The following is a 23,922-nucleotide window of genomic DNA, read 5'->3' as shown; positions in this document are numbered from 1 at the left end:
GGCTTCAGCCGCGTGGGGCATTCGCATGAACCCCCATCGCGGCTGAAGCCGCTCCTACGAGGAGCCTCCTCCCGTGGAGGGAGGCTGCTCTCAGGCCGACAGTTCCAGCAGCAGCCTGTTGAGCCGGCGCACGTAGGCGGCCGGATCCTTCAGGCCGTCGCCGGCGGCCAGCGCGGCCTGGTCGAACAGCACACGGGCCAGGTCATTGAAGCGGTCCATGTCCGGCTCGTCGTCGAGCTTGCCGATCAGCGGATGGCCCGGGTTGAACTCGAACACCGGCTTGGCGTCGGGCACCTTCTGGCCGCTGGCTTCCAGGATCTGCCGCATCTGCAGGCCGAGGTCCTGCTCGCCGATGGCCAGGATCGCCGGCGAATCGGTCAGGCGGTGGGACACGCGCACTTCGGCCACGTCCTCGCCCAGCGCGGTCTTGATGCGCGCGGCCAGCCCTTCCTTGGCCTTGGCGGTTTCCTCCTGCGCCTTCTTCTCTTCCTCCGAATCCAGCGTGCCCAGGTCCAGGTCGCCGCGGGCCACGTCCACGAACGACCTGCCGTCGAACTCGTGCAGGTAGTTCATCAGCCACTCGTCGATGCGGTCGGTCATCAGCAGCACTTCGATGCCCTTCTTGCAGAACACTTCCAGGTGCGGGCTGTCCTTGACCTGCAGGTGGCTCTCGCCGGTGAGGTAGTAGATCTTGTCCTGGCCTTCGACCATGCGGCCCACGTAATCGGCCAGCGCCACGTCCTGCTCGCCGTCGCCGCCGTGGGTGGAGGCGAAGCGCAGCAGGCCGGCGATCTTCTCGCGGTTGTTGAAGTCCTCGGCGGGGCCTTCCTTCAGTACCTGGCCGAACTCCTTCCAGAACCGCGCGTAGTCCGCGGGCCTGTCCTTGGCCAGCTTTTCCAGCATGTCCAGCGCGCGCTTGGTCAGCGCCGACTTCATCGAGTCGACCACCGGGCCGGACTGCAGGATCTCGCGCGAGACGTTCAGCGGCAGGTCGGATGAATCGACCACGCCCTTGATGAAACGCAGGTACAGCGGCAGGAACTGCTCGGCCTGGTCCATGATGAAAACGCGCTGCACGTACAGCTTCAGGCCCTTGGCGGCGTCGCGGTGGTACAGGTCGAACGGCGCGCGGCCGGGCGTGTACAGCAGCGAGGTGTATTCCAGCTTGCCCTCGACCTTGTTGTGGCTCCATGCCAGCGGGTCGCTGAAGTCGTGGGCGATGTGCTTGTAGAACTCGTTGTATTCGGCGTCGGTGACTTCGGCGCGGGGGCGGGTCCACAGCGCGTTGGCCTTGTTGACCGCCTCCCACTCCGCTGCGGCCGGTGCTTCTTCGCCCTGCGCTTCCTTGAGCAGTTCGATCGGCAGGCCGATGTGGTCGGAATACTTCTTGACCAGGCTGCGCAGCGTCCAGCCGTCGGCGTAGCCTTCCTCGCCTTCCTTCAGGTGCAGCACGATGCGGGTGCCGCGCCCGGGCTTGTCGATGGTCGCCACCTCGAACTCGCCTTCGCCGCGCGAGGACCAGTGCACGCCCTCGCTGGCCGGCAGGCCGGCGCGGCGGCTGTAGACGTCGACCTGGTCGGCGACGATGAAGGCCGAATAGAAGCCCACGCCGAACTGGCCGATCAGGTTGGCGTCCTTCTTCTGGTCGCCAGACAGGTTCTTCAGGAAATCGGCGGTGCCGGATTTGGCGATGGTGCCCAGGTGCGCGACGGCCTCGTCGCGGCTCAGGCCGATGCCGTTGTCATCGATGGTCAGGGTACGCGCAGCCGGGTCGGCCTCGATGCGGATGCGCAGCGCGCCGTCGCCTTCCAGCAGCTCCGGCCGGGTCAGCGCCTCGAAGCGCAGCTTGTCGGCGGCGTCGGCGGCGTTGGAGACCAGCTCGCGCAGGAAGATTTCCTTGTTCGAGTACAGCGAGTGGATCATCAGGTGCAGCAGCTGCTTCACCTCGGTCTGGAAACCGCGGGTTTCCTTGTGGGCTTCGGCGCTCATCGTCGGGTTCGCTCCATGGGTTGCCTGGGCCGCGCGCGGCGGCCGATGGCTTCACGGATGTGGGCCCGATGGCGGATTTCAAGATCGACGGCCGCTCGGGGCGTCCGCGCCGCCCGGGCGCAGCGGGGCGCGGTGGTCGATTCGGCATTATCATGCCGGCCCGTTTCCCGCGCTTGCCCCATGCCCCGTCCGCCCCGATCTCCAGCCCCTGCTCCCCGGCGTCACGCACATGGCGGGGAAGGGCAGGTGCGCATCATCGGCGGACGCTGGCGCAATACGCGGCTGCCGGTGCCGTACGCCGAAGGGCTGCGTCCGACCAGCGACCGCGTGCGCGAGACCCTGTTCAACTGGCTGATGCCGAAGTTGCCGGGCGCGCGCGTGCTGGACCTGTTCGCCGGCAGCGGCGCGCTGGGGCTGGAGGCGGTCTCGCGCGGCGCGGCGTCGGCGCAGCTGGTCGAGCGCGATCCGGCGCTGGTGGCTGCCCTGCGCGATGTGGTCGTGCGCCTGGATGCCGCTGCGCAGGTGCAGGTCGCCGCCGGCGACGCATTGCGCTGGCTGGAAACCGCTCCGGCGCAGCAGGCCGACATCGTGTTCGTCGATCCGCCATTCGCCGACGGCATGTGGGCGCAGGTGTTCGAACGGTTGCCGCGGCACCTGGCCGCCGATGCATGGTTGTACGTGGAGGCGCCGGCGGGCGCGGCGCCGCGTGTGCCCGCCGGCTGGAGCCTGCACCGCGAGGGCGGCACCCGCGATGTGGGCTATGCCCTGTACCGTCGCGCCGCTGCTACACTCCGCGATGACCTGAACGCGACCCCGTCCGCATGACCCCGTCCAACCCGCGCATCGCCGTCTATCCGGGCACGTTCGACCCGATCACCAATGGTCATATCGACCTGGTGCACCGGGCCGCGCCGCTGTTCGAGAAGATCGTGGTCGGCGTGGCGCAGAGCCCGTCCAAGGGACCGACGCTGCCGCTGGAGCTGCGCGTTGATCTGGCGCGCGAGGCGCTGGCGCGCCATGGCAACGTCGAGGTGGTTGGTTTCGACACCCTGCTGGCGCATTTCGTGCGCTCGGTGCATGCCGGCGTACTGCTGCGCGGCCTGCGCGCGGTGTCCGATTTCGAGTACGAATTCCAGATGGCGAGCATGAACCGCCACCTGATCCCGGAGGTCGAGACCCTGTTCCTGACCCCGTCCGAACAGCACAGCTTCATTTCCTCCTCGCTGGTGCGCGAAATCGCCCGGCTCGGGGGCGACGTGTCCGGCTTCGTGCCGGCCACGGTGCTGGAAGCGCTGCGCAAGGCCCGCGAATCCCGCGCGGGCGCCTGACCCATCCCAACAGCTGTAACGAATCCAATAGAGGGAGACGATCCATGAAGAACACGATGCGCGTGATGCTTGCCGCTTCGCTGGTGCTGGGCTTCACCGCCTGCAAGAAGGAAGAGGCCGCCCCGGTCGCCGAAGCGCAGCAGGCGCTGGTCGCGCCGGCCAAGGACGACGACGCCGGCTGGCGCAAGTACCTGCAGGCCGTGGCCGTGCAGAACATGGGCAATATCACCAACAGCCCGTTCCTGTACTACCTGGTGCCGGAGTCGGATCCGGAATTCGCCGACAAGTACACGCGCCAGGTCGAAAGCGCCACCGCCGCCATCGGCCGCGGCGTGTCGCCGGGCAACATGCTGGCCTTCGGTTCCTCGGCCTCGTCGAAGATGGCCGACCTGATCGAGACCGCGTTCAAGGGCGTGGAAGCCGATTCGATGAAGGGCGTGCGCGTGGTGTTCATCGGCGATGCCGCCGACAACGCCCGCGTGCAGACCATCGTGCAGCCGACCGGCGCCGACTACATCTTCGTTGAAGCCAAGTGACCCGTGTCTGGCCGGGCATGCGCGACGCATGCCCGGCCGCTGCCGGCCCGGAAACGGGCCGCATGCAGCCGGCGGCGCCATGCGCCGCCGGCCTGTCGTCGGCGAGCGCGGGCATGGAGCCGTTCCATGTCTCTGAAAATCAATGAGCTCTGCGTCAACTGCGACGTCTGCGAGCCCGCCTGCCCGAACAAGGCAATCTCGATGGGCGAGACGATCTACGTGATCGATCCGGCCCTTTGCACCGAATGCGTCGGTCATTTCGACGAGCCGCAATGCGTGGTGGTGTGCCCGGTCGAGTGCATCGATCCGGATCCGGACATCCCCGAGACCCACGACCAGCTGCTGGCCAAGCTGCATGCGCTGCAGCGCGACCACCCCGAACTGTACGAACCGGAGACCCCCTCGGAATGAAACGTTTCGCGCGTCCCTTCCTGTTGTTTGCGCTGGTGCTGGCACCGGCGGCGTGGGCGGCGCAGACAGCGCCGCAGGCGCTGGCCGCGCACCCCGATGGCGCGGCGATCGCCAGCGGCCATGAGCTGGCGACCCGGGCCGGCATGGAAATCCTGGCCAAGGGCGGCAACGCGTTCGATGCCGCGGTCGCGGTGTCTTCCACGCTGGCCGTGGTCGAGCCGATCAGCTCCGGCCTGGGCGGCGGCGGCCTGTTCATGCTGCACGACGCGCGCACCGGCAAGGACGTGATGCTCGACGCGCGCGAGACCTCGCCGGCGTCGGCCACGCCCGAGCGCTTCCTCGACAAGAACGGCGACCTGGACCGCGACCGCTCGGTCAACGGCCCGTGGTCGGCCGGCATCCCGGGCCTGCCGGCGATGCTGGTGCAGGTCGCGCGCGAGCACGGCCGCCTGCCGCTGTCCGAATCGCTGGCGCCGGCGATCCGCATCGCCACCGATGGCTTCCCGGTGTACGCGCGCATGGCGCGCGGCTACGCGTCGCGTCGCGAGGTGATGGAGCGCTACCCCGGCACGCGCGAGGTCTACCTGCGCAACGGCCGTCCCATCGCCGAGGGCGACATCTTCAGGCAGCCGGAGCTGGCGCATACCCTGCGGCTGCTGGCCGACAAGGGCTTCGACGGCTTCTACCGCGGCGAGACCGCCAAGAAACTGCTGGCCGGCGTCAAGAAGGCCGGCGGCCAGTGGACCGCCGAGGAACTGGCCGGCTACACGGTCAAGGCGCGCGAGCCGATCGTGTTCGACTATCGCGGCTGGAAGATCACCACCGCGCCGCCGCCGTCCTCCGGCGGCATCGCGCTGGCGTCCATGCTGCAGATCCTGGAAGGCTGGGACCTGGCCAGGCTGGACGACGCGCACCGCACCCACCTGGTAGTGGAAGCGATGCGCCGCGCCTACCGCGACCGCACCTTCTTCCTCGGCGATCCGGATTTCGTGCACATTCCGCAGAAGGTGCTGACCAGCCGCGACTACGCGCAGGGCCTGCGCGCCACCATCCACCCGGAGAAGGCGACCCCGAGCGACCTGCTGTCGGGCAACCCGACGCCGCTGGAAGACGACGAGACCACGCATTTCTCGATCATCGACAACGAAGGCAACCGCGTCGGCGGCACGCAGACGGTGAACCTGCTGTACGGCTCGGGCTTCATCCCGGCCGGCACCGGCGTGCTGCTCAACAACGAGATGGACGATTTCGCGCTCAAGCCGGGCACGCCCAACGCGTTCGGCGTGATGGGCTACGAGGCCAACGCACCGAAGCCGGGCAAGCGCATGCTCAGCTCGATGACGCCGACCTTCATGGAGAACGCCGACAAGGTCATCGTGATCGGTACCCCCGGCGGCAGCCGAATCATCACCATGGTGCTGCTGGGCATCCTCGGCTACGACGCCGGGCTGGACGCGCAGCAGGTCGCCGCGTTGCCGCGTTACCACCACCAGTGGCTGCCGGACGAGATCTCGGCCGAGAGCGGCGCGTTCACGCCGGAGGTTGCCAGGCAGCTGCAGGCGATGGGCCACAAGGTCGACCTGCCGGGCGACAGCGCCGAGGGCGGGCGCGGTTCCAGCCACGTCTGGGGCAACCTGCAGACGGTGGAATGGGACCGTCGCAGCAATACCCTCAGCGGCGGCAGCGATCCGCGCAACCCGGTGGGCAGCGCCGAAGTGCGCAAGATGGGCAAGGGCGACTGAGCCGTTTCTCCCGCACCGCGATGCATGCGCGAAACCCCGCCGCCTGGCGGGGTTTCGCGTTCCAGGGGGGCAGGCGCTCAGCGTTGCAGGGCGCGGAGCACCCCGGCCAGCCCGCGTACGGCGGCTTCCAGTTCGTCCGGCGCATGCGCGGCGAAGCCCATCAGGAAGCCGGCCTCGCTGGCGGACGCGGCATGCAGGCCGCCCAGTCCCAGCAGGTCGATGCCGGCGTGGCGTGCGGCGTGCACCGCCCTGGCCTCGGACAGGCCGCAGGTGAGGATGCACGGCATCTGCATGCCGCCGGCCGGCACGCGCGGCTGCAGGTAGTGGCCGAGGTGCTGGTGGACGAGCCGCGCCAGCAGGTCGCGGCGCTCGCCGTAGAGCGTGCGCATGGCGCGTACATGGGCGCCGAAATGGCCGCCCTCGATGAAACGCGCCAGGGTCAGCTGCGGGACCGGCGCGCTGTGGCCGTCCAGCAGGGTGCGGGCCACGGTCATCGGTTCCACCAGCGCCGGCGGCAGGACCATGTAGCCGATGCGCAGGCCGGGGAACAGCGACTTGGTGAAGGTGCCGACGTAGATCGTCCGCTCGTGCGGATCGAGCCCCTGCACGCAGGCGGTGGGCTTGCCGGCGTAGTGGAACTCGCTGTCGTAGTCGTCCTCGATGATCCAGGCGTCGTGCCGGTGGGCCCATTCGATGACGGCCAGGCGCCGGTCCAGCGCCAGCGTGGCGCCGGTCGGGAACTGGTGCGAGGGAGTAAGAAACACGGCCCGCGCGTCCGGCGCCGCATCGTGCAGCCGCTGCACGCACATGCCGTCGGCGTCCACCGGAATGGGGATGCACTCCAGGCCGGCGGCATCGAAGGCGCGGCGCGCGCCGTGGTAGGCCGGATCCTCGATGAGGACGCGGTCGCCGGCATCGAGCAGTACGTGGGCGCACAGGGCCAGCGCCTGCTGCGAACTGGTCAGTACCAGCACGCGGTCGGCCGTGGCGCGGGCGCCGCGCTCGAGGTTGACGTAGTCGGCGATGGCGCTGCGCAGCGTTTCCACGCCCTGCGGCGGGCTGTGCAGCAGGGCGCGGGTGCCGTGTTCCTTCAGCACCTGGCGCTGCAGGCGTTCCCAGGTCTGCAGCGGGAAGTGCCGGGTCTCGGGCAGGCCGGGCGCGAAGGCGCGCGGCGCGAGGAAATCGCGCACGCCGCCGTTGTGGAACAGCATGGCGCCGCGCCGGCTCAGGCCGGGGGACGGCGTTGCGTATGCGGGCGTGCGCCTGGCCCCGGCACGGCGTTGGCGCACGCGCTCGGAAACGAAGCTGCCGCTGCCCACGCGCCGTTCGATGAAGCCCTCGGCATGCAGCTGGCCGTAGGCCGCCTCGACGGTATCGCGGGAAACCGCCAGCGACCGGGCCAGCGCGCGCGAGGCCGGCAAGGGACGGCCCACGTCGATCGCGCCATCGAGGATCAACTGGCGGATGGCGCGCTGGATGCGGGCGTGCAGCGGCAGGGCGGCATGCGCCGGATCGCCGATCCATGCCTTCACCGATTCGAGCTGCGCATGCCTGAACAATTGGCTGGTACTCCTCGTCTTGAATGGATGGGTAAATCAGTCCATTGCGCGGCTATAAAACAGCCTCGCGATCCATTCCGTCAACCGCCGCCAGGAGTCCGGTTCCGTCCATGTCGTCACCACAGCCCCTTGTTCCTCTACGCCTGCGCGACCTGCCGCACCCGGTCATGGCCGGGCTGGTGTCGGTGATCGTCAACTACGGCGGAACCTTCATCCTGGTGTTCCAGGCCGCGAAAGCGGCCGGCCTGGGGCCGGAGCTGACCGCTTCCTGGGTATGGTCCATCTCCATCGGGGTCGGGGTGACCGGGCTGCTGCTGAGCTGGCGCTACCGCGAGCCGATCATCACCGCATGGTCCACGCCGGCCGCCGCGTTCCTGGTCACCGTGCTGGCGACCACGCCGTGGGCCGAAGCGGTGGGCGCTTTCATGGTCTCGGCGGCGGCCTTCGTCGCGCTTGGCCTGTCGGGCTGGTTCGAGCGGGTGATCCGGCTGGTACCGTCGGGCGTGGCCGCCGGCCTGCTGGCGGGCATCCTGCTGCAGTTCGGGACCAGGGCATTCGCCGGGCTGGACGTCGATCCGCTGCTGGCCGGGGCGTTGATCCTGGCTTATGCGGTGCTCCGGCGGTTCACCGCGCGCTATGCCGTGGTCGGCATCCTGTTGACGGGGCTGGCGGTGCTGCTGGTACAGGGGCGGCTTGACCTGTCGGGGCTGGAGCTGCGCCTGGCCGCGCCGGTGTTCACCCTGCCGGTGTTCACCCTCAATGCGCTGCTGGGCGTGGCGTTGCCGCTGTTCCTGATCACCCTGACCGGGCAGTACATGCCGGGCATGCTGGTGCTGCGCAACGACGGTTTCAGGACCAGCGCCGATCCCATCGTCACCGCAACCGGATTCGGTTCGCTGCTGATGGCGCCGTTCGGCTCGCATGCCTTCAACATCTCCGCGATCACCGCGGCGATCTGCACCGGGCCGGAAGCGCACGAAGACCCTTCCAGGCGCTGGATCGCCGGTGTCGCCGCCGGCGTGTTCTACCTTCTCGTCGGCGTGTTCGGGGTGACGCTGGCCGCGTTGTTCATGGCCTTGCCGGCGGTCTTCATCACCACGCTGGCGGGGCTGGCCCTGCTCGGCACCCTTGGCGGCAGCCTGGCTGCCGCAGTGGCCGATGCGCGCAGCCGCGAGGCGGCGTTGATCACGTTCCTCGCCGCGGCCGCCAACATCACCCTGTTCGGCATCGGCGGTGCGTTCTGGGGGCTGCTGATCGGGCTGCTGGCGCACCTGCTGCTCAATGGCCGGATGCCGGCGCGGCCGAAGCGACAGGCAGCGGTGGCGGGCGCGGGAGTGCCGGGCCCATGAGCGCGACGTCCGTTACCGGCACTTCCCACGAACGGCATGGCCGTTACCCGCAGGCGCTCACGGTGGAGGATTTCCGCCGCAACCTGGCGGCGGTGCAGGCGCGCATCGACGCGGCCTGCCGGCGCGTCGGGCGCGACCCGGCCGGCGTGCGCCTGTTGCCGGTGAGCAAGACCAAGCCGGAGGCGAGCCTGCGCCTGGCGCATGCGGCAGGGTGCCGGCTGCTGGGCGAGAACAAGGTGCAGGAAGCCCACCACAAGTGGGAGGCGATGCAGGACCTGGGCGACCTGCGCTGGTCGGTGATCGGGCACCTGCAGACCAACAAGGCCAAGCTGGTGGCGCGCTTCGCCAGCGAGTTCCAGGCGCTGGACAGCCTGCGCCTGGCCGAAACCCTGGACCGCCGCCTGCAGCTGGAGGGCCGCACGCTGGACGTGTTCGTGCAGGTCAACACGTCCGAAGAAGCCAGCAAATACGGCCTGGCGCCGGATGACGTGGCGGCCTTCCTCCGTGAACTGCCGCGGTTCCCGGCCCTGCGCGTGCGCGGGCTGATGACCCTGGCGCTGTTCTCCGACGACGCCGAACGGGTGCGCGCCTGCTTCGTGCGCCTGCGCGGGCTGCGCGACCGGCTTCGCCAGGACGCGCCGGACGGCATCGGCCTGGACGAACTGTCGATGGGCATGTCCGGCGATTTCGAGATCGCCATCGAGGAAGGCGCCACCGTGGTGCGCGTCGGCCAGGCCATCTTCGGCGCGCGTGACACCCCCGACAGCTACTACTGGCCGGATGCCGGGGACGCGGTCTCCGCTCCCTGAAGCCGTGCCATTTCCCCGCGGCACCGGGCATTGCGCCCCGGTCCGCCGATTTCCTCCCCAGGAGTTGCCCGCATGTACGACCCGTCCACGACCCTTGCCGATTTCGATCCCGAACTGGCGCGCGCCATCCATGCCGAGGAGGGACGCCAGGAGGACCATGTCGAGCTGATCGCCTCGGAGAACTACGCCAGCCCCCTGGTGCGCGCCGTGCAGGACTCGGTGTTCACCAACAAATATGCCGAGGGTTATCCCGGCCGCCGCTATTACAGCGGCTGCGGCAACGTGGACGTGGCCGAACGCCTGGCCATCGAGCGCGCCAAACAACTGTTCGGCTGCGACTACGCCAACGTGCAGCCTCATGCGGGCGCGCAGGCCAATGCGGCGGTGTTCCTGGCCCTGGCCAGCCCGGGCGATACGGTGATGGGCATGGACCTGGCCCAGGGCGGGCACCTGACCCATGGCAACCCTTCCAATTTCTCCGGCAGGCACTACCGCATCGTGCCGTACGGGCTGGATCCGGCGACCGGCCTGATCGACTACGACGAGATGGAGCGCATCGCGCTGGCGACCCGGCCGCGCCTGCTGATCGGCGGCTTCTCTGCCTATTCGCGGCACAAGGACTGGGCGCGCATGCGGGCCATCGCCGACAAGGCCGGCGCGATCTTCTGGGTGGACATGGCGCATGTGGCCGGGCTGGTCGCCGCCGGCGAGTACCCCGATCCGCTGCCGCACGCGCATGTGGTCACCAGCACCACGCACAAGACCCTGCGCGGCCCGCGCGGCGGCATCATCCTGGCCAGCGGGCAGGGCGCGGAGTTCTGCAGGAAGCTGGATTCGGCCGTCTTCCCCGGCGTCCAGGGCGGCCCGCTGATGCATGTGATCGCGGCCAAGGCGGTGGCGTTCAAGGAAGCGCTGCAACCCGGGTTCACGACTTACCAACGGCAGGTACTGGCCAACGCCCGCGCCATGGCGGCGCTGATCCAGCGACGCGGCTACCGGATCGTTTCCGGCGGCACCGACAACCACCTGATGCTGATCGATCTCTCCGACCGTCCCTACACCGGCAGGGATGCCGATGCGGCATTGAGCGATGCCGGCATCACCACCAACAAGAACACCGTGCCGAACGATCCGCGCTCGCCCTTCGTGACGTCCGGGCTGCGCATCGGTACGCCGGCGGTGACCACGCGCGGCTTCGGCGTGGCCGAATGCGAACGGCTCGCCGGCTGGCTGTGCGATGTGCTCGACGCCCTTGGCGACGGCACCCACGCGCAGGTGGCGGCGCGGATCCATGAGCGGGTCGTGGCGTTGTGCCGGGAGCATCCGGTGTACCGCTGACCGGGGTCGTTGCGGCAGGTCGTGGCCAGGCGGCGGGGGCGTCGCAGGTTCGACCGCCTTGCGAATATTTAACGCGGCGGCGGTAGAATTTTTCATATGAAACTATGGTCGATCCGTGGCAACAGCCAGAAGCTGGACGGTGGGGCGATGTTCGGCAACGCGCCCAAGGCCGTGTGGGAAAAGTGGACGCCGGCCGATGACCTGAACCGCATCGAGCTGGCCTGCCGGGCGCTGCTGGCCAGCCCGCTCGGCGGCAAGACGGTGCTGTTCGAAACCGGCATCGGCGCCTTCTTCGAGCCGAAGCTGCGCGAGCGTTATGGCGTGCAGGAACCGCGCCACATCCTGATCGATTCGCTGCGCGAGGCCGGCTTCGAGCACGAGGACATCGACGTGGTGGTGCTCAGCCACCTGCATTTCGACCACGCCGGCGGCCTGCTGGCGCCCTGGTCGGAGGGGCGCGCGCCGGAGCTGCTGTTCCCGAACGCGACCTTCGTGGTCGGCGCCGCGCACTGGGAGCGTGCGCGCCATCCGCATCCGCGCGACCGCGCCAGCTTCATCCCGGAACTGCCGGGCCTGCTCGAAGCCAGCGGCCGCCTGGAGATCGTGTCGAGCGAGCATTCGCAGGTGCTGGGCGAATCGGTGCGCTTCAGCTTCAGCGACGGGCATACGCCGGGGCTGATGCTGGCCGAGATCGTCGGCCCCGAGCGCATCGACGGCCAGCCGCATGGCGGCCTGGTGTTCTGCGCCGACCTGATCCCCGGCCGGTCCTGGGTGCATGTACCGATCACCATGGGCTATGACCGCAACGCGGAGCTGCTGATCGACGAGAAGCGCGCCTTCCTCGAGGACAAGCTCGCCCGCAACGTGCATCTGTTCTTCACCCACGACCCGCAGTACGCGATGGCGCAGGTGACGCGCGACGACAAGGGCCGGTTCGGCGTCGCCCACGAGGTCGCCGAACTGCGCGCGCGCTCCCTGGCGGCCTGAATAGTGACTTCCGGCACCCCGTGCGGGTGACCGCCGGCTCCTGCCGGACATGGCCGCATTGCGGAAACTGGTCGCGTCTTCCGATGCGGGACCGGTCATGAAAAAAGCAGCAGGGCAGCCTTTCTTCGCGGCGCAGCCGTCCGAAGGATTGCGCGCAGGGGCGCGCGCCAAGAAAAAACGCTCTTTCCTGCGCGGGCTGCTGGCCTTCGCGTTTGCCTCGCTGGCCGTGGCCCAGCACGCCTTCGCCGCGCCCAGCGCCACGCTACCGCTGCAGGTATCGCCCGGACGCGCCACCACGCTGGCCATCTGGGAGCCGGTGCAGGCGCGCGGCGTAGTGCTGTTTTCCACCGGGCATGGCGCCTGGCCGGAGCGCTACGACCGCCTGCTGCAGGCCTGGGCGGATGCCGGTTTCGTCGTGCTGGCACCGCTGCACGTGGATTCGGTCCGATACCCGGAGCGGGAGAAGTTCTCGCTGCAGCAGAGCCTGGGCGAACGCCTTGCGGACATGCGTGCGACCAGCGCCTATGCGCACGCGCGTTGGCCGCGCCTGCCGCTGGCGGCGGCCGGGCACAGCCTGGGCACGCTGATCTCCGCGGCACAGGGCGGGGCATTGGCCGGCCTTGGCCCGCTGCGCGATCCCGGCGTGGCCGCGGTGCTGGGCTTCTCCTCGCCGGGCCGGATCCCGGGGTTGATCGGGCCGGACTCCTATGCCTCGCTGGCCGTGCCGTTGCTGCTGGTGACCGGCGACGAGGACCGGGTGCCGGGCTTCGTCACCGATCCGGCGGACCATCTTTACCCGGTGCAGACCGCGCCGGCCGGCGACGCGCGCGCCGTGGTGCTGGCCGGCGGCGGGCACAACCTGGTCGGCGGGGATCCGGAACCGCTGTTCGAACGCGCCAGGCAGCTGGGCACCGCGTTCCTGCAGGCCGAGCTGCTCGGCGATGAGCAGGCGCGGCAACTACTGGACGCGCCGGCAGCGGCGGGCGAACACTGGCTGCGCCGGTGACGGAATCCGTCTCCGCTGTGGAGCGGATCGCATGCGATCCGCTCCATGGCGTTTCCATCGTCAGTGCGTGCGCAGGCAACTGCTCATGAAGGTCTTGCGGGCGTCGCCGTTCAGGTGCTTGGCCGAGGCATCGGCATTGCACTGGGTCATGCGCTGCTGCGGCGTGGTCGCGGCGGTGGCGGCAGCGGGATGGCCGCTGAGGCAGGTGCGCTGGGCCTCCTTGTAGGCGTCGCCCTTGAGGCCCTTGTTCTTGGCCGAGCACTCGGCCATGCGCTGTTGTTGCGGAGTGGGCGTGCCGGCGCTGGCAGCGAACGGCAGGGCGGTGGCGAGCAGCAGGCAGGCAAGCAGGGCGGGACGGTACATGGCGCGGCTCCTTACGTGGATGATGGGCGCAAGCATCGCTTCGCCCGGGAGCAAGCCGCCGTGAAGCCGCGATGTAGTTTTTTTAATGCATGCGGGTGCCGAAGATGCGGTCGCCCGCATCGCCCAGGCCGGGCAGGATGTAGCCCTTGTCGTTGAGGCGCTCGTCGATGGCCGCGGTATAGATCTCCACGTCCGGATGCGCCGCTTCGACCGCGCGCAGGCCCTCGGGGGCGGCGACCAGGAAGATGCCCTTGATGCGGCGCGCGCCGGCGCGCTTGAGCATGTCGATGGTGGCGATCAGGGTGCCGCCGGTGGCCAGCATGGGGTCCAGGATCAGGGCGTCGCGTTCTTCCAGGCGGCCGGTCAGGCGCTCGAAATAGGGCACCGGCTGCAGGGTTTCCTCGTCGCGCTGCAGGCCGACCACGCTCACGCGCGCGGCCGGGATCAGCGCCAGCACGCCGTTGAGCATGCCCAGCCCGGCACGCAGGATCGGCACGAGGGTGATCTTGGCGCCGGCGATGCGCTGCACGGTGACCGGGCCGGCCCAGCCTTCCATCGTGCAGGGCTCGGTTTCCAGGTCGGCGGTGGCCTCGTAGGCGAGCAGCCCGCCCAGTTCGTCGGTGAGCTCGCGGAAATCCTTGGTGCTGAGCGAGGCCTGCCGCATCAGGCCGATCTTGTGCTGGACGAGGGGGTGGCGGACTTCGACGACAGACATGGGGGCGGCTCGGAAAAGGGAATGGCGGACAGTTTAAGGTACGCCGTCCTGGGCCCGCCGCCGTGGCTGCGCCACCTGCCAGCGCCCCGCACCGGCAGCCATCGGGCCATCGCATCGGAACTCGTAGCGGACACCGACCAGCCGCGAGCGGCCGAAACTTTCCATCTGAAGCCCCCGGCTGCGCTTGCTCTGGAGGCGGACCTGGCGGGTGGGGTGGATGGTGTTGACCCCGGCGGACAGGCGTCGGTGGGCGGTGATGGCGCCGCTGGCCGGAAAGCCGCGGCCGGCCCGGTAGATGCACGGCTCCGGCGAGCCCGCGTCGAAAGGACCGGATCAAGCGCGGACGACAGGTGCAGGCCTGGCGCGCGCATGGTGCCGGCGGCCACGGACATGCGGCTGTTCCAGATGCTGCGCATCGATGGCCGGCGCCTGCGCTACCGCGCGCGCACTGCGATGGGCGGTCCGTGCGATGCGTTCGAACCGGTCCGGGACGGCGCGGGCAGACAGACGCGTCGTCCCGGAGGATGGCCGCATCCCGTTGCGCATTTGCCGGCACCCGGCATCTCCCGAGGGCTGCAATGAACGCTGCCGGGAATGACCGGCCGGATTGCGCGCGCGGGCCGATGGCCGCAGCGACGGCCATCAACCTTCCGCGCATCCAGGGATGCGGGCCATGGCATGGCCGCCTATACTCGCCGCGACCGCGCATCGGCTGGGTGCGCACCGACATGGCCTGTCGCCCATGGATCTGGATGGCTGCTGCCATCGATGGGCGGAGGCGCCGGGCCGGTATCGCAGGCGATGTCGGAAACCACCAGGGAGGAACGTCATGCGCGCAGGCAGGATCCGGATCGTGGCAGGGGCGGCGCTGCTGTTGGCCGCCATGGCGGGGGGCGCCCTGGCGCAGCCGCCGCTGGAGGAGGAGCAGGTCAATCCTTCCGAGGTGGTGTTCGAGAACGGTCGCCCGTATATGCATGCCGACGGGGCGATGCAGGCGCTGCGCACGCGCCAGCAGGATGGCGAAACCATTTACTACCGCATGGTCCGCTACGACCCGCAGGAAGGCTATGTGACCGGGAGCGGCGACGGCGCCGTCGCCACGGCCGGCCCGCTGCCGTTCGCCGCGCCGTCGCAGACGCCGATGCGCTATTACGGCCAGGGGCGTCTTTACCGCCCGGATTTCTACAACAGCCCGTACAACCGCGACGCGCGCCAGCGCTATTCGGGGCCGGGCTATTTCGGCAGCTGCAGCCGCTACGATGGCTGCAAGGAAGTGCAGGTGGTGCCGCTGTGGCCGTACGGCCGCGGCTACTGACCGCGATCGTCCGCGGCAATGAAGGAACGGCGGCCCCTGGCCGCCGTTTCCGTTTCCATTCCCCCGGAGCGGTCAGGCGCTGAGCGCCTCGAGCACCCGCAGTTCGGGCACCTCCAGGCCGCGCTGGCAGTACGACGGTTCGTGGTCGGCCAGATGCTTGGCGTTGGGGCACTGCAGCAGCATGTAGTTGGCGTCCAGGTTGAGTTTCTCCACCAGGAAATCGACGAAGGCGCGCACCTTGGGCGAGACCATGCCGCCGCCGGCGAACACCGCGCTGAAGTCGTAGTCCGGTCCGGTCCAGCCGGCCAGCACCCGGCGCAGCATGCCCGATTCGCTGAAGGGCTTGGCCATCACGTCGCTGCTGAGCATCAGCCCTTCGCCGGCCACCAGCATCGAGTTCAGGGCGGCGGTGTCGTTGGCGACCAGCAGCGGATTGACCGCGAATTCCTGCATCTGCCCGCCGTCCTCGGCCAGCGACCAGACGAAGCGGTTGTTCTGGCTCTGGTGTTGTTTGCGTACCGCCAGCGTGCGGTGGTACTGCAGTTCGTCCGGATGGCGCGGCTCGCCGTGGCGCTGGATGTAGGCAGGGCTGGCGAAGACCTGGGTGCGCAGGCTGCCGAGCTTGCGCGCGATCAGGTTGGAGTCGGGCAGGGTGCCGATGCGCAGCGCCAGGTCGGTCTCGCCGGAGATCAGGTCCAGCATCTCGTTGCCCAGGTGCATGTCCACGCGGATCTCCGGGTACTGCGCCTGGAACTGTCCCAGCAGCGGCGCGATCCAGTTGATGCCCACCGAGTACGGCACGGTGAAGCGCAGCCAGCCGCGCGGCCCGGACTGCAGCTGGCTGACCGCGCTCTCGGCCTGTTCGAGTTCGCGGGCGATGCGCTGGCAGTGTTCGTAATAGACGGTGCCGGCCTCGGTCAGTCCCAGCCGGCGTGTGGTCCGGTGCAGCAGGCGCGCGCCGAGCCGTTCCTCCAGCTCCTGCACCTTGCGGCTGACGGTGGTCTTGGGCTGCCCGAGCAGGCGCGCGGCGGCGGTGAAGCTGCCCTGTTCGACCACCTTGACGAAGATCAGGGTGTCGTTGAGATCGTTGGCCATGGAGTGGGCTCCTGCGGCAGCGGGATTGTGCCGGCGACGGGACGATTATTCCCCTCAATCCGTACTAATCAAGTATGGATTTGGGGCGTAACTTGGCCGCCTCCGCACAGAACGGAACTGCAGCCATGCGCCTGCGCCACCTTCCCGCTTTCCTGCCGACGCGCCGCGCGCCGGCTTTTTCCAAGGCCGAGCACCGCCCGTGGCGGGACAACGGCTTGAATCCACTGCACTTCGCCGCGTTGCGCGAGACGCGCACGCCAGCGGCGACGACCGGCCTCCTCGCCACCTTCCCGCGCCTGGCGGCCTGTCTCGGCGCAGCGTTTGTCCCGCCTGCGGGAGAAAAATTTCCGTGAGCGGGACAGTGAATCCATCGGAGCGGTCCGCCTGCGGATGCGCTTTTCCGATATCTGCGCGGATGCGCGCGCCATCGCCCGGCTCCGGCGTCCGTTTCCTCCGGCTGCTGACAGCGGCTGTCAGCAGCCCCTGCGCACACTGCCGGACACACCCGGCGCCTGGCCGGAACGCGATCGCCACGCCACACCTTTCCCCCTCCTGGATGCATGACATGAACGGTATCTCCAACCCCTCCCGAACCGCGCGACGCCTTGCCCTGGCGGGCATGTCGGCGCTGGCCATCGCCATCCTCGCCGCGTGCAGCGGCGGCCATGCGCAGGAGGCCGTGGCGCCGCCGGCACCGGAAGTCAGTGCCGCGCCGGTGCTGGTCAGGCAGGTCAGCCAGTGGGACGAGTTCAGCGGCCGCGTCGAAGCAGTACAGAGCGTGGAACTGCGCCCGCGCGTGTCCGGCTACATCGACAAGGTCAACTATGTCGAAGGCCAGGAAGTGAAGAAGGGCGACGTCCTGTTCACCATCGACGCGCGCAGCTACCAGGCCGAATACGACCGCGCCCGTGCCGAACTGGCGCGCGCCCGCACCCAGGCCGCGTTGGCGCACAGCGAATCCGAGCGTGCGCGCCGCCTGGCCGAGCAGCAGGCCATCGCCGCCGAGACCGCCGAGCAGCGCCGCGCCGCCGCCGAGCAGTCCGGTGCGGCGGTGCAGGCGGCGCAGGCCGCACTGGATGCGGCCCGCCTCAATCTGGAATTCACCCGGGTACGCGCGCCCATCGATGGCCGCGCCGGCCGCGCGATGGTCACCGCCGGCAACCTGGTCACCGCCGGCGACAGCGCCAGCGTGCTGACCACGCTGGTGTCGCTGGACACGGTGCACGTGTATTTCGACGCCGACGAAGGCACCTTCCTGCGCTATGCGCGGATGGCGCGCACCGGCGAGCGCCCGAGCGAGCGCGACGAGGCGCTGCCGGTGAAGGTGGCATTGAGCGGCGAGGAAGGCTTTCCGCACCAAGGCAAGGTCGATTTCCTCGACAACCAGGTCGCGCGCAGCACCGGCACCATCCGCGTGCGCGCGCTGCTGGACAACCGCGACCGCCAGTTCACGCCGGGCCTGTTCGCGCGCGTGCGCCTGCTCGGCAGCGGCGAGTTCGACGCCCTGCTGATCGACGACAAGGCGGTGTTGACCGACCAGGACCGCAAGTACGTCTACGTGGTCGACAAGGACGGCAAGGCGCAGCGCCGCGACGTCGACCTGGGCCGCAGCGCCGAGGGCCTGCGCATCGTCGAGGCCGGGCTGGCGCCGGGCGACAAGGTGATCGTCGACGGCGTGCAGAAGGTGTTCATGCCGGGCATGCCGGTGCAGGCCAGGGCAGTGGCGATGCAACGCACGCCGCCCGCCGGCGCCGGCCGCGATGCCACCGCGTTGAACTGAGCCACGTTTCCGCCTGAAGCCGGCCTCCGGCCGGTCGCGTTGCCTTCGCCCGCACGGACGAGGGCAGGGCGGCTGCATGCCGGTGCCGGCCATTCCAAGGACTTCCCTGATGGATTTTTCCCGTTTCTTCATCGACAGGCCGATCTTCGCGGCGGTGCTGTCGATCGTGATCTTCGCCGCCGGCCTGATCTCGATCCCGATCCTGCCCATCGGCGAGTACCCGGAGGTGGTGCCGCCGTCGGTGGTGGTGCGTACCGTGTATCCGGGCGCCAACCCCAAGGTCATCGCCGAGACCGTCGCCACGCCGCTGGAAGAGGCGATCAACGGCGTCGAAGGCATGATGTACCTCAAATCGGTCGCCGGCTCCGACGGCGTGCTGCAGATGACCGTCACCTTCCGCCCCGGCACCGATCCGGACGCGGCGGCGGTGAAGGTGCAGAACCGCGTGGCGCAGGCGCAGGCGCGCCTGCCCGAGGACGTGCGCCGGCAGGGCGTGACCACGCAGAAGCAGTCGCCGACCTTCCTGATGGTGGTGCACCTGACCTCGCCGGGCGGCAAGTACGACACCCTGTACCTGCGCAACTACGCGCGCCTGCACGTCAAGGACGCGCTGGCGCGCATCCCCGGCGTGGGCGACGCGCAGATCTTCGGCGGCGGCGACTACGCCATGCGCGCCTGGCTGGACCCGGACAAGGTCGCCTCGCGCGGCCTGACCGCCAGCGACGTGGTGCGCGCCATGCGCGAGCAGAACGTGCAGGTCTCCGCCGGCCAGCTCGGCGCCGAACCGCTGCCCGACAGCCGGTTCCTGACCCTGATCAATGCCCAGGGCCGGCTGAAGAGCGAACAGGAGTTCGGCGACATCGTGCTCAAGAGCGGCGCCGATGGCGAGATCGTGCGCCTGTCCGACGTCGCCCGCCTGGAACTGGGCGCCGGCGACTACACCCTGCGCTCGCAGCTGGACGGCAAGAACGCGGTGGGCATCGGCATCTTCCAGGCGCCGGGCGCCAACGCGCTGGAAATCCGCGATGCGGTCATCGGCACGATGGATGAAATGCAGAAAGCCTTCCCGGCCGACGTGAAGTACGAGGCGGTGTACGACACCACCATCTTCGTGCGCGACTCGATCAAGGCGGTGGTGTCGACCCTGCTGGAGGCCATCGCGCTGGTGGTGCTGGTGGTGATCCTGTTCCTGCAGACCTGGCGCGCCTCGATCATCCCGCTGATCGCGGTGCCGGTATCGGTGGTGGGCACCTTCGCCGCGCTGTACCTGCTGGGCTTCTCGATCAACACCCTGAGCCTGTTCGGCCTGGTGCTGGCGATCGGCATCGTGGTCGACGACGCGATCGTGGTGGTGGAGAACGTCGAGCGCAACATCGAAGAAGGGTTGTCGCCGACCGCGGCCGCGCACCAGGCGATGAAGGAAGTGTCCGGGCCGATCATCGCCATCGCCCTGGTGCTGTGCGCGGTGTTCGTGCCGATGGCCTTCCTGTCCGGCGTCACCGGCCAGTTCTACAAGCAGTTCGCGGTGACCATCGCCATCTCCACGGTGATCTCGGCGATCAATTCGCTGACCCTGTCGCCGGCCCTGGCCGCACGCCTGCTCAAGCCGCATGACGCTGCCAAGGATGCGCCCACGCGCATCATCGACCGCCTGTTCGGCTGGGTGTTCCGTCCGTTCAACCGCTTCTTCAGGTCCAGCTCGGAGAAGTACGAGCGCGGCGTGGCGCGCATCCTCGGCCGCCGCGGCGCGGTGTTCCTGGTCTATGCGGTGCTGCTGGTCGGTACCGGGGTGATCTTCAAGCTGGTGCCGCCGGGCTTCATCCCCACCCAGGACAAGCTGTACCTGATCGCCGGCGTCAAGCTGCCGGAAGGCTCGTCGATCGCGCGTACCGATGCAATGCTGCGCAAGGTGGCGAAGATCGCCCAGGAGACCGATGGCGTCGCGCACACCATCTCGTTCCCCGGCCTGAACGCGCTGCAGTTCACCAACACGCCCAACACCGGCGTGGCGTTCATTCCGCTCAAGCCGTTCAACGAGCGCCATGGCCGCACCGCCGCGCAGATCAACGCCGAGATCAACCAGAAGATCGCCGGCCTGCAGGAAGGCTTTGCGTTCGCGATGATGCCGCCGCCGATCCTCGGCCTGGGCAATGGCAACGGCTACCAGATGTTCATCGAGGACCGTGGAAACCTGGGTTACGGCGCGCTGCAGAACGCGGTGCAGGCGATGCAGGGCGCGGTCGCGCAGACCCCGGGCATGGCCTTCCCGATCAGCAGCTACCAGGCCAACGTGCCGCAGCTGGATGCGGAGGTGGACCGGGTCAAGGCCAAGGCGCAGGGCGTGCAGCTGACCGAACTGTTCGACACCCTGCAGACCTACCTGGGTTCGGCTTACGTCAACGACTTCAACCAGTTCGGCCGCACCTGGCAGGTGATCGCCCAGGCCGACGGTCCGTTCCGCGAGAGCGTCGAGGACATCGCCAAGCTGCGCACCCGCAACGACCGTGGCGAGATGGTGCCGATCGGCTCGATGGTGACGATCAAGCAGACCTTCGGCCCGGATCCGGTGCTGCGCTTCAACGGTTACCCCGCCGCCGACCTGGCCGGCGAAGCCGACCCGCGCGTGATGTCCTCGGCCGAAGCGATGAACAAGCTGACCGAGATCGCCGGCAAGGTGCTGCCGGTGGGCATGACCACCGAATGGACCGACCTGAGCTACCAGCAGGCCACCCAGGGCAAGGCCGCCTTCATCGTGTTCCCGGTGGCGATCCTGCTGGCCTTCCTGGTGCTGGCGGCGCTGTATGAAAGCTGGTCGCTGCCGCTGGCGGTGATCCTGATCGTGCCGATGACCCTGCTGTCGGCGCTGTTCGGCGTGTGGCTGACCGGCGGCGACAACAACGTGTTCGTGCAGGTCGGCCTGGTGGTGCTGATGGGCCTGGCGTGCAAGAACGCGATCCTGATCGTCGAGTTCGCCCGCGAACTGGAAATGGGCGGCAAGGGCATCGTCGCAGCCGCGCTGGAAGCCTGCCGCCTGCGCCTGCGCCCGATCGTGATGACCTCCATCGCCTTCATCGCCGGCACCGTGCCGCTGGTGCTGTCCCACGGTGCAGGCGCGGAGGTGCGCTCGGTCACCGGCATCACCGTGTTCGCCGGCATGCTCGGCGTGACCCTGTTCGGCCTGTTCCTGACCCCGGTGTTCTACGTGGCCCTGCGCAAGTTCGTCACCCGCAACGGTGGTGGCCAGCTGGTGCAGCACGGCGAGCCGACCCTTCACCACTGACATGGAACTGCGCCGATGCCGGTTCCCGCCGGTGTCGGCTTCCCCCTCTTCAAGGCATGAACCCATGAATACCCATCAGAACAAAATCGCGCTGGTCACCGGCGCCACCCGTGGCATCGGCGCCGAGACCGTGCGCCAGCTGGCCGGCGCCGGCGTGCATACGCTGCTGGCCGGGCGCAGCCGCGGGACGGCGGTCGAGAGGGCGCTGAGGCTGCAGGCCGAGGGCCTGCCGGTGGAGGCGCTGCAACTGGACGTGACCGACGCGGCCAGCATCGCCGCTGCCGTACGCGAGGTCGAGCAGCGTCATGGCCGGCTGGACATCCTGGTCAACAATGCCGGCATCTTCCGCGACGATCTGGTGGCCACGCCGTCGGCGCAGTCGCTGGAAACCTGGCGCGAAACCTTCGACACCAACCTGTTCGGGGTCGTGGCGACGACGCGGGCCTTCCTGCCGCTGCTGCGCCGGTCCGCGGCGGCGCGCATCGTCAATCTGTCCAGCGCGCTGGCATCGCTGTCGCTGCACAGCGACCCCGGGTTCGAGTTCCACGACTTCAAGTTTCCGGCCTACGACGCGTCCAAGACCGCGCTCAACGCCTGGACGGTGCACCTGGCGCACGAACTGCGCGACACGCCGATCAAGGTCAATGCGGTGGATCCAGGCTCGGTGAGGACGGACATGAACGAACATGGCGGACTGGACGTCGCCACCGGCGCAAGCGGCAGCGTGCGCATGGCGCTGCTCGACGGTGATGGTCCCAGCGGCAGCTTCACCCACCTGGGCGAGGTGGTGCCATGGTGAGGCATGCGCTGGCCGCTGCACTTTCCGGCCTGCTGCTGGCCGGCTGCGTCACCGTCGGCCCGGATTACAGGGCGCCGGCGCAGGGGGCCGTCGCGCTGCAGGGCGTGGCCGCACCGGTGTACAGCGCACAATCGCCGGTGGCCAGCTGGTGGGCGCAGTTCGACGATCCGGTGCTGGAGCAGCTGATGCACGCTGCGTTGTCGGACAACCTCGATCTGAAGGTGGCGCTGGCGCGGGTGCGGCAGGCGCGGGCGGTGTTCGTCGACAGCCGGCTGGAGCAGGCGCCGCACGTCACTGTGGCCGGCAGCCAGGACCGGCGCAGGCAGCCCGACCCGGCGCAGGGCGGGGAGCGGGTCTCCAGCGAGACCTGGCAGCTCGGCTTCGACGCCGGCTGGGAACTGGATCTGTTCGGCCGCCAGCGCCGTGCCGCCGAAGCGGCGCGTGCCGATCTGGATGCGGAGTGGGCCAACCTGGTCGATGCGCAGGTGCTGGTGGCCGCCGAAGTCGCGCGCAATTATTTCGAACTGCGTGGCACGCAGAAGCGCATTGCCGTAGCCGAGCGCACCCTGCTCAACCTGCGCGACACGCAGGCGCTGACCGAGACCCGCTGGGAACTGGGCGCGGGCAGCGAACTGGACGTACAGAGCAGCCGCGCGCGGCTGAAGGCGATCGAGGCCGACATCCCGCTGCTGGAGATGGCGCAGACGCAGTCGCGGCACCGGCTTGCGGTCCTGCTGGGGCAGCGCCCGGGCACGCTGGACGCCCTGCTGCAGCCACGCGAGGTGCCGGCGTTCGCCAAGGCCTTGCCGCTGGGCGATACCACCGGACTGCTGCGCCGGCGTGCCGACGTGCGGGTCGCCGAGCGTCGCCTCGCCGCGGCGACCGCGCGGGTGGGCGTAGCCACGGCCGACCTGTTCCCGCGGTTGTCGCTGACCGGTTTCGTCGGCTTCCTCGGTGGCGATGCCGGCGGCCTGGTCAACGGCGCCAACAAAGCCTGGTCGCTGACGCCATCGCTGAGCTGGGCGGCATTCGACTTCGGCAGCGTGCGCGCGCGGCTGCGCGCCAGCCGCGCACAGGCCGATGGCGTGGCGGCGGAATACGAGAAGACGGTGCTGCTGGCGCTGGAGGATGCCGAGAACGCGCTGTCGCGCTATGCCAGGCAGCAGGCGCGGCTGGCGATCGTCGCCGAACAGGCGCAGGCGGCGCGGCGCGCCGAGTCGCTGGCGCGGATCCGCTATCGGGAAGGATCGGAGGATTTCCTCGCGCTGCTGGATGCGCAGCGCAACCAGCTGGCGGCCGACGACGCGCTGGCCGCCGCCGAGGCCACGGTCAACGTCAGCGTGGTCGGCGTCTACAAGGCGCTGGGCGGCTGGGGGCAGGCGACGGCATCGTCGCCGCCGGTCGCGGTGGTCGATGCGCACTGAGAGATCCCGCCGGGCGTTGCCCGGCGCTACAGAGTCGCGGAGATCCGCGCCTTGTAGAGCGGGGCCACGCCCCGCGGCGGCGCTACCGGCCAAGCCC

Annotated in this window: 20 protein-coding genes and 1 pseudogene; 16 read left to right on the top strand and 5 right to left on the bottom strand. The window is 69.3% G+C overall.

What is annotated here, in order from left to right; genetic code table 11:
* Positions 1 to 90: 90 nt before the first annotated feature.
* Positions 91 to 1,989 carry a molecular chaperone HtpG gene (gene htpG / locus QMX80_RS11315; RefSeq protein ID WP_282277140.1) on the bottom strand — a complete coding sequence of 633 codons (1,899 nt, stop codon included), beginning with the start codon at positions 1,987 to 1,989 and terminating at the stop codon, positions 91 to 93.
* Positions 1,990 to 2,169: 180 nt separating this feature from the next.
* Between htpG and rsmD the strand changes: the two genes are divergently transcribed.
* From rsmD to ggt, 5 genes are all read left to right on the top strand, one after another.
* Entirely contained in the window at positions 2,170 to 2,814 is a 645-nt protein-coding gene (gene rsmD, locus QMX80_RS11310) for a 16S rRNA (guanine(966)-N(2))-methyltransferase RsmD (protein WP_282277139.1), read from the top strand.
* A complete protein-coding gene (gene coaD, locus QMX80_RS11305) occupies positions 2,811 to 3,317 on the top strand; it encodes a pantetheine-phosphate adenylyltransferase (protein WP_055769370.1) in 507 nt (168 codons plus the stop codon). The genes rsmD and coaD overlap by 4 nt, the downstream gene beginning before the upstream one ends.
* Before the next feature lie 44 nt (positions 3,318 to 3,361).
* The gene (locus tag QMX80_RS11300) at positions 3,362 to 3,853 is read left to right on the top strand and encodes a hypothetical protein (RefSeq protein WP_055769368.1); all 492 of its coding nucleotides are present in this window, start codon (positions 3,362 to 3,364) and stop codon (positions 3,851 to 3,853) included.
* 126 nt (positions 3,854 to 3,979) lie between these two features.
* Positions 3,980 to 4,264 (top strand): YfhL family 4Fe-4S dicluster ferredoxin, encoded by a 285-nt coding sequence (locus tag QMX80_RS11295; protein WP_055769366.1) that lies wholly within the window; start codon positions 3,980 to 3,982, stop codon positions 4,262 to 4,264.
* Positions 4,261 to 6,006, top strand: a complete 1,746-nt coding sequence (ggt, locus tag QMX80_RS11290; protein ID WP_055769365.1) for a gamma-glutamyltransferase — start codon at positions 4,261 to 4,263, stop codon at positions 6,004 to 6,006. Before QMX80_RS11295 ends, ggt begins: the two co-directional genes overlap by 4 nt.
* A 77-nt stretch (positions 6,007 to 6,083) precedes the next feature.
* Here the strand turns inward: ggt and QMX80_RS11285 are convergent, their stop codons facing one another.
* Positions 6,084 to 7,565, bottom strand: a complete 1,482-nt coding sequence (locus tag QMX80_RS11285; protein WP_282277134.1) for a PLP-dependent aminotransferase family protein — start codon at positions 7,563 to 7,565, stop codon at positions 6,084 to 6,086.
* Between the two features lie 110 nt (positions 7,566 to 7,675).
* Here QMX80_RS11285 and QMX80_RS11280 point away from each other — a divergent pair, with 110 nt between their 5' ends.
* From QMX80_RS11280 to QMX80_RS11260, 5 genes are all read left to right on the top strand, one after another.
* Positions 7,676 to 8,914: a benzoate/H(+) symporter BenE family transporter gene (locus QMX80_RS11280; RefSeq protein WP_273083848.1), complete on the top strand. Its 1,239-nt coding sequence runs from the start codon at positions 7,676 to 7,678 to the stop codon at positions 8,912 to 8,914.
* Positions 8,911 to 9,723 carry a YggS family pyridoxal phosphate-dependent enzyme gene (locus QMX80_RS11275; RefSeq protein ID WP_282277131.1) on the top strand — a complete coding sequence of 271 codons (813 nt, stop codon included), beginning with the start codon at positions 8,911 to 8,913 and terminating at the stop codon, positions 9,721 to 9,723. The genes QMX80_RS11280 and QMX80_RS11275 overlap by 4 nt, the downstream gene beginning before the upstream one ends.
* A 72-nt stretch (positions 9,724 to 9,795) precedes the next feature.
* Entirely contained in the window at positions 9,796 to 11,061 is a 1,266-nt protein-coding gene (gene glyA, locus QMX80_RS11270; RefSeq protein ID WP_282277129.1) for a serine hydroxymethyltransferase, read from the top strand.
* Between the two features lie 96 nt (positions 11,062 to 11,157).
* Complete coding sequence (locus tag QMX80_RS11265; protein WP_282277127.1) at positions 11,158 to 12,048, top strand: MBL fold metallo-hydrolase; 891 nt, start codon at positions 11,158 to 11,160, stop codon at positions 12,046 to 12,048.
* A gap of 97 nt (positions 12,049 to 12,145) precedes the next feature.
* On the top strand, positions 12,146 to 13,054 hold the full coding sequence (locus tag QMX80_RS11260; protein WP_282277125.1) for a hypothetical protein: 909 nt from the start codon (positions 12,146 to 12,148) through the stop codon (positions 13,052 to 13,054).
* Positions 13,055 to 13,114: 60 nt separating this feature from the next.
* Here QMX80_RS11260 and QMX80_RS11255 read toward each other — a convergent pair whose 3' ends face one another.
* Both QMX80_RS11255 and upp read right to left on the bottom strand, forming a co-directional pair.
* A complete protein-coding gene (locus tag QMX80_RS11255) occupies positions 13,115 to 13,417 on the bottom strand; it encodes a PsiF family protein (protein WP_273083609.1) in 303 nt (100 codons plus the stop codon).
* An 82-nt stretch (positions 13,418 to 13,499) separates the two neighbouring features.
* Entirely contained in the window at positions 13,500 to 14,132 is a 633-nt protein-coding gene (gene upp / locus QMX80_RS11250; RefSeq protein ID WP_055769351.1) for a uracil phosphoribosyltransferase, read from the bottom strand.
* Between the two features lie 829 nt (positions 14,133 to 14,961).
* On the opposite strand from upp, the gene QMX80_RS11245 reads away from it, so the two are divergent.
* Complete coding sequence (locus QMX80_RS11245; RefSeq protein WP_055769346.1) at positions 14,962 to 15,447, top strand: hypothetical protein; 486 nt, start codon at positions 14,962 to 14,964, stop codon at positions 15,445 to 15,447.
* A 165-nt stretch (positions 15,448 to 15,612) separates the two neighbouring features.
* Here the strand turns inward: QMX80_RS11245 and QMX80_RS11240 are convergent.
* Positions 15,613 to 16,542, bottom strand: a pseudogene (locus QMX80_RS11240) (LysR family transcriptional regulator); the annotation flags it as partial.
* A gap of 125 nt (positions 16,543 to 16,667) precedes the next feature.
* Here QMX80_RS11240 and QMX80_RS11235 point away from each other — a divergent pair.
* From QMX80_RS11235 to QMX80_RS11215, 5 genes are all read left to right on the top strand, one after another.
* A complete protein-coding gene (locus QMX80_RS11235; protein WP_273083604.1) occupies positions 16,668 to 16,895 on the top strand; it encodes a hypothetical protein in 228 nt (75 codons plus the stop codon).
* Between the two features lie 212 nt (positions 16,896 to 17,107).
* Positions 17,108 to 18,322 (top strand): efflux RND transporter periplasmic adaptor subunit, encoded by a 1,215-nt coding sequence (locus QMX80_RS11230; protein ID WP_282277119.1) that lies wholly within the window; start codon positions 17,108 to 17,110, stop codon positions 18,320 to 18,322.
* Between the two features lie 109 nt (positions 18,323 to 18,431).
* Positions 18,432 to 21,602 carry a multidrug efflux RND transporter permease subunit gene (locus QMX80_RS11225; RefSeq protein ID WP_282277118.1) on the top strand — a complete coding sequence of 1,057 codons (3,171 nt, stop codon included), beginning with the start codon at positions 18,432 to 18,434 and terminating at the stop codon, positions 21,600 to 21,602.
* A gap of 64 nt (positions 21,603 to 21,666) precedes the next feature.
* On the top strand, positions 21,667 to 22,401 hold the full coding sequence (locus tag QMX80_RS11220; protein ID WP_282277117.1) for an SDR family oxidoreductase: 735 nt from the start codon (positions 21,667 to 21,669) through the stop codon (positions 22,399 to 22,401).
* Positions 22,395 to 23,825: an efflux transporter outer membrane subunit gene (locus QMX80_RS11215; protein WP_282277115.1), complete on the top strand. Its 1,431-nt coding sequence runs from the start codon at positions 22,395 to 22,397 to the stop codon at positions 23,823 to 23,825. Before QMX80_RS11220 ends, QMX80_RS11215 begins: the two co-directional genes overlap by 7 nt.
* Positions 23,826 to 23,922: the final 97 nt, after the last annotated feature.

The sequence above is a fragment of the Stenotrophomonas sp. PS02297 genome (genome assembly GCF_029959705.1).
Taxonomy (GTDB): Bacteria; Pseudomonadota; Gammaproteobacteria; order Xanthomonadales; family Xanthomonadaceae; genus Stenotrophomonas; species Stenotrophomonas nitritireducens.
Note: the sequence above shows the minus strand (reverse complement) of the source record. Positions and strands in the feature narration are given on the sequence as shown.

What these genes read in the sequence shown, in the direction of transcription:
- QMX80_RS11220 (WP_282277117.1), top strand. Translation starts at nt 21,667, where the DNA reads ATGAATACCCATCAGAACAAAATCGCGCTGGTCACCGGCGCCACCCGT.
- QMX80_RS11265 (WP_282277127.1), top strand. Translation starts at nt 11,158, where the DNA reads ATGAAACTATGGTCGATCCGTGGCAACAGCCAGAAGCTGGACGGTGGG.
- QMX80_RS11255 (WP_273083609.1), bottom strand. Translation starts at nt 13,417, where the DNA reads ATGTACCGTCCCGCCCTGCTTGCCTGCCTGCTGCTCGCCACCGCCCTG.
- ggt (WP_055769365.1), top strand. Translation starts at nt 4,261, where the DNA reads ATGAAACGTTTCGCGCGTCCCTTCCTGTTGTTTGCGCTGGTGCTGGCA.
- htpG (WP_282277140.1), bottom strand. Translation starts at nt 1,989, where the DNA reads ATGAGCGCCGAAGCCCACAAGGAAACCCGCGGTTTCCAGACCGAGGTG.
- QMX80_RS11280 (WP_273083848.1), top strand. Translation starts at nt 7,676, where the DNA reads ATGTCGTCACCACAGCCCCTTGTTCCTCTACGCCTGCGCGACCTGCCG.
- QMX80_RS11245 (WP_055769346.1), top strand. Translation starts at nt 14,962, where the DNA reads ATGCGCGCAGGCAGGATCCGGATCGTGGCAGGGGCGGCGCTGCTGTTG.
- rsmD (WP_282277139.1), top strand. Translation starts at nt 2,170, where the DNA reads ATGCCCCGTCCGCCCCGATCTCCAGCCCCTGCTCCCCGGCGTCACGCA.
- QMX80_RS11275 (WP_282277131.1), top strand. Translation starts at nt 8,911, where the DNA reads ATGAGCGCGACGTCCGTTACCGGCACTTCCCACGAACGGCATGGCCGT.
- QMX80_RS11295 (WP_055769366.1), top strand. Translation starts at nt 3,980, where the DNA reads ATGTCTCTGAAAATCAATGAGCTCTGCGTCAACTGCGACGTCTGCGAG.
- QMX80_RS11230 (WP_282277119.1), top strand. Translation starts at nt 17,108, where the DNA reads ATGAACGGTATCTCCAACCCCTCCCGAACCGCGCGACGCCTTGCCCTG.
- QMX80_RS11260 (WP_282277125.1), top strand. Translation starts at nt 12,146, where the DNA reads ATGAAAAAAGCAGCAGGGCAGCCTTTCTTCGCGGCGCAGCCGTCCGAA.
- glyA (WP_282277129.1), top strand. Translation starts at nt 9,796, where the DNA reads ATGTACGACCCGTCCACGACCCTTGCCGATTTCGATCCCGAACTGGCG.
- QMX80_RS11225 (WP_282277118.1), top strand. Translation starts at nt 18,432, where the DNA reads ATGGATTTTTCCCGTTTCTTCATCGACAGGCCGATCTTCGCGGCGGTG.
- QMX80_RS11300 (WP_055769368.1), top strand. Translation starts at nt 3,362, where the DNA reads ATGAAGAACACGATGCGCGTGATGCTTGCCGCTTCGCTGGTGCTGGGC.
- upp (WP_055769351.1), bottom strand. Translation starts at nt 14,132, where the DNA reads ATGTCTGTCGTCGAAGTCCGCCACCCCCTCGTCCAGCACAAGATCGGC.
- coaD (WP_055769370.1), top strand. Translation starts at nt 2,811, where the DNA reads ATGACCCCGTCCAACCCGCGCATCGCCGTCTATCCGGGCACGTTCGAC.
- QMX80_RS11235 (WP_273083604.1), top strand. Translation starts at nt 16,668, where the DNA reads ATGCGCCTGCGCCACCTTCCCGCTTTCCTGCCGACGCGCCGCGCGCCG.
- QMX80_RS11215 (WP_282277115.1), top strand. Translation starts at nt 22,395, where the DNA reads ATGGTGAGGCATGCGCTGGCCGCTGCACTTTCCGGCCTGCTGCTGGCC.